Raw genomic sequence first — 3,623 nt, 5'->3', positions numbered from 1 at the left:
CCGCTCAATGATGCAACGAATCCCGATCTCTCTGCATTCAAGAAGGCCGGTGGCAAGCTGATTCTCTGGCATGGCTGGGCAGATCAGCATATCTCTCCGCTCTTTACGATCGCCTATTATCAGGCACTCCAAAATACTATGGGTCAGTCGAGCGCGAGCGAATTTTCACGACTGTATGTGGTGCCAGGCGTGGGGCATTGCGGTGGTGGCGAAGGCTTTCCGAATATCGATCTCGTTTCGCAGATCACCGCATGGGTGGAGCAGGGCAACGCGCCGAATTCGGTCATGACCTATCAGACTGACACATCGAACAATGTGACGGCATCGCGTCCGGTGTATCCGTATCCGGCGATCGCTAAATTCACGGGTTCGGGCGATTGGCATAGCGGCGCGAACTACGCACAGGCCGCACCGCTGTATAACGATGCCGCTCCGGCCTGGGCGGGATCGAGCTTCTATACGGCGTACACGCCCAAGACGCAAGGCGTTGCCGCGCCTTAAGGCTGATTACCAATAGTAGGTCGCCTTTACGCCGAGCGTTCGCGGCGGCGTAAAGGCATAGCGATAAGCATTGTCAAAGGTATATCCTTCGGCCGCCGTGAAGACACGGTGGTTCGTCACATTGCGCACATAGGCCATCAATTCCACGTTCTTACCGGCAGGCAAGTAAGTCGCCGAAAGATCGGCGGTCATATAAGGCCTTTGATAATCGTCGCCGTAATTGAAGATCGTAAAGTGCTGGCCGCTTTGATATTTCGCGTTAAGGCGTCCTATGATCTTGCCGGTCTCCATCGCCCAGGTATGTTCGAGTTCGATACCAATCGTCAGCGCCGGGCTTTGTGGTGGCGCGTTACCTGCCAGTTGCGCGTTGCGTCCGCTGCCGTCATCGACGAGGAAGTCGGTAAAGCGCGCGTGCAGCCATGCCACGGATATATTCAGGATACCGATGGGATCGATCAGCGCGCGAATATCAGTATCTGCGCCATAAATGCGCGTGCGTCCCGCATTGACGATATTCGTGCCCACACGGCCGTCCGCAAACGGCACCAGTTGAGCGATTTGCTGGCCCGTATAGTCGTAGTCGAAAACGCTGGCGTTGATTTGCACGCGCTGCGAATTCCACAGCGATTTAGTGCCTATTTCCAAGCCCTTTAGCGTCTCTGGCGCATACGGTCCCAAGGATGAAAAGCCGCCGGACTTAAAGCCTGTGTCGTAGCGGATATAGTTCATCACCGCAGAGGTAGGTGTGTATTCGGCCGCGAAATGCACGGTCGGTTTGGACCACGATCCCGAGTCGTTTTGCGGCACATGCGTGTAGGTGAACGGCGGCTGATCCGAATTCGCAAAGTAGTATTCGCCGTCGCGGGTCTTTTCATCGTGCGTGAGACGCAGACCGGCTGTGAGCTTGATGCGATCGGTGACGCGGAATGAAGTCTGGCCGTAAGCTGCGGTGGACGTGGTGCGAATGCCGTAATCGAAAGCGAGCGTCGGCAAATAAACGCCGCCTTGAAAAGGCGATTCGTTTGCACTGTTTAGCGAGGAAACCTCTTGAAAGTACGATAGGCCCGCTTGCCATGACAATCTTCCATCGCCTAAAGAATTCGCGCGCAATTCATGCGTTTGCGTCTTAGGAAATTCATTCTGCCGATACGAAACCGGCGCGTCCGGGCTTGGGCTGCTATCCGCCGCATGCCGATACGTCAGGTTGTCGTAGCTGCCGATATAACTCAGTTCGACGCCCGGCAAGTCATAGGTGACCGTGCCGCGAAAAACCGTGTCTTCGATCGACAGCGATTGCGGCGTCGCGTAAGTGAACGTGCGCGGGTCGGCCGGAAAAGGCGGCATGCCGTGCGTGAGATTGCCGTTGGCGTCGTAAAGATAGGGAATGTCCAGTGAGACGGGACCAACGCCTTTGACTTCGGTTTGCTGCGCCGTTAGCAACACGCGCAGTTGCGCATTCGGTTTAATTGCAACGGAAAGCCGGCCGGAACGCGCATCTTCGTCGTCGCCATCCGCTTGCGGCGCGTTGTTCAGATAGCCATTGTGCCGCCGCGACATAGCGGCGACGCGGAATTGCAGCACGTCGTTGACCGGCACGTTCAGCATCGCTTCGAAATTGCGCGTCGCGTAGTTGCCGATATCCGCCGACACGCTTCCTTCAGGCGAAGTCGTCGGCTTGGCCGTTTCTATATCGACGATGCCGCCCACTGCATTGCGCCCGTAGAGCGTGCCTTGCGGACCACGCAGGACCGAAATATGGTCGAGATCGTAAAGCGTTTCGCTTAGCGCGTAAGGCCGATTATTGGAGCTGCCATCCGTGACGACAACGACGGACGGATCGCCGATCTCCGTCGTGTCGCGGCTGGAAATGCCGCGAATGGTGAGCACGGGCACGACCGTCTGCACTTGCGCGTAGTTGAGATCGGGCGCTTGCGTGGCCAGCGATTTGATATCGCTTACGCCCACGTTATCAAGGAACCCACTGCCGTAGACGCTCATCGCGATTGGCGTTTTCTGTTCGGCGGCAGGGCGCTTTTCCGCTTGCACGACGACCGGCGCGAGTTGCTGCGCGCTCGAAGCGTCGGCCTCGATTGGAGTCGTATCCGCGAACGCATTCGACGAGTGACAAACGAAGGCTGCGAGCGCGCCAAGCAAGGACACCGCATCGCGGCGGCCTGGACAGAGAAGCGAGAGTGACATGTCGGACGCAGGCCTGAGCCCGGCACCGTTAAACGGAGGCCGCAAAGCCTGAAGAAGAAATATTTACTGCCCGATGACTCGGAAAGCGTGCGGATTATAGCTTTAAGAATGCAGCTTGGCTTAGCACATTGTTGGCTAAGCGCCTTAGCGTCTTATGCACGCCACGCCTAAGAAATTCAAGCCTTGAGTTGGTCAAGGCAAGCGGCGAGTTTTTGAAAATGGTCTAAAGCCTTGCGCGTAGGCTTGACCGTTTTGATGCGGAGGTCATCACTGTTTTCGTCGACGGAGACGAGACCGCGCTTTTTCAGGCTGGTCAGCTTGCGGTGCACGGTTGCGGGCGCACCAGCGGAAGACACGGCCATGGTTTCGGTCACGGTCAATGCCCGCCCCGCGTTCCACGCAGCCGTGAGTGCTTCCAGCAAGCGCTCTTCCGCCGCATCGAGTTTAGGTGTGGATGGCAATTCGTGAACGGCCCGTGCGAGGCTGAGAAAGCGGAAATACGCGTCGAACACGGGGTCTTTCGTCATGCACGCCTCGCTTGATGGATGCGCTGGATCATAGCATTCGCTAAAACGATAACGTGTATCCATCTTTATGTATAGTTATCAATATGATAATTGAGTGATAAGGTCCGCGCTTAACGGTAAAGCTCCGCACGCGCATGAACGATGTCTTTACGCTTAGCTAAGGCACGCCGACCCGGTAAATTATTCTGCTGGCAAGCCAAGTGTAAATCGCTAAAGCCCTTAGCGAGCAGGGCTTAGAGCCGGCGCTGCGGTATGATATTTTTTACGCCGCCGTCAAAGCACTTTCTTAGCGCCGATGTCTTCCTTTCCGCTGCGTGTCGTGTCCATTGTCGGCACGGCGCTGTTTTTTATCGGCTCGCTCTGGGCCAATCAAGAGATCTTCGCTCACTCCGAATT

General features: G+C 56.4%; 3 protein-coding genes. 1 reads left to right on the top strand and 2 read right to left on the bottom strand.

Translation table 11 applies throughout. The features are described 5' to 3' along the window. A partial coding sequence (locus P7F28_RS15530; protein WP_277185411.1) for a tannase/feruloyl esterase family alpha/beta hydrolase occupies nt 1-501 on the top strand: 501 nt, incomplete at its 5' end. Nucleotides 502-507: 6 nt separating this feature from the next. Here P7F28_RS15530 and P7F28_RS15525 read toward each other — a convergent pair. Both P7F28_RS15525 and P7F28_RS15520 read right to left on the bottom strand, forming a co-directional pair. Further along, complete coding sequence (locus tag P7F28_RS15525; protein WP_277185410.1) at nt 508-2,700, bottom strand: TonB-dependent receptor; 2,193 nt, start codon at nt 2,698-2,700, stop codon at nt 508-510. A gap of 176 nt (nt 2,701-2,876) precedes the next feature. Further along, nucleotides 2,877-3,227 carry a winged helix-turn-helix domain-containing protein gene (locus tag P7F28_RS15520; RefSeq protein ID WP_277185409.1) on the bottom strand — a complete coding sequence of 117 codons (351 nt, stop codon included), beginning with the start codon at nt 3,225-3,227 and terminating at the stop codon, nt 2,877-2,879. Nucleotides 3,228-3,623: the final 396 nt, after the last annotated feature.

Origin of the sequence: Caballeronia sp. BR00000012568055 (assembly GCF_029439455.1) — a bacterium.
Lineage (GTDB): Bacteria > Pseudomonadota > Gammaproteobacteria > Burkholderiales > Burkholderiaceae > Caballeronia.
The sequence above is the reverse complement of the archived record's forward strand: the minus strand, read 5'-3'. Positions and strand labels throughout refer to the sequence as shown.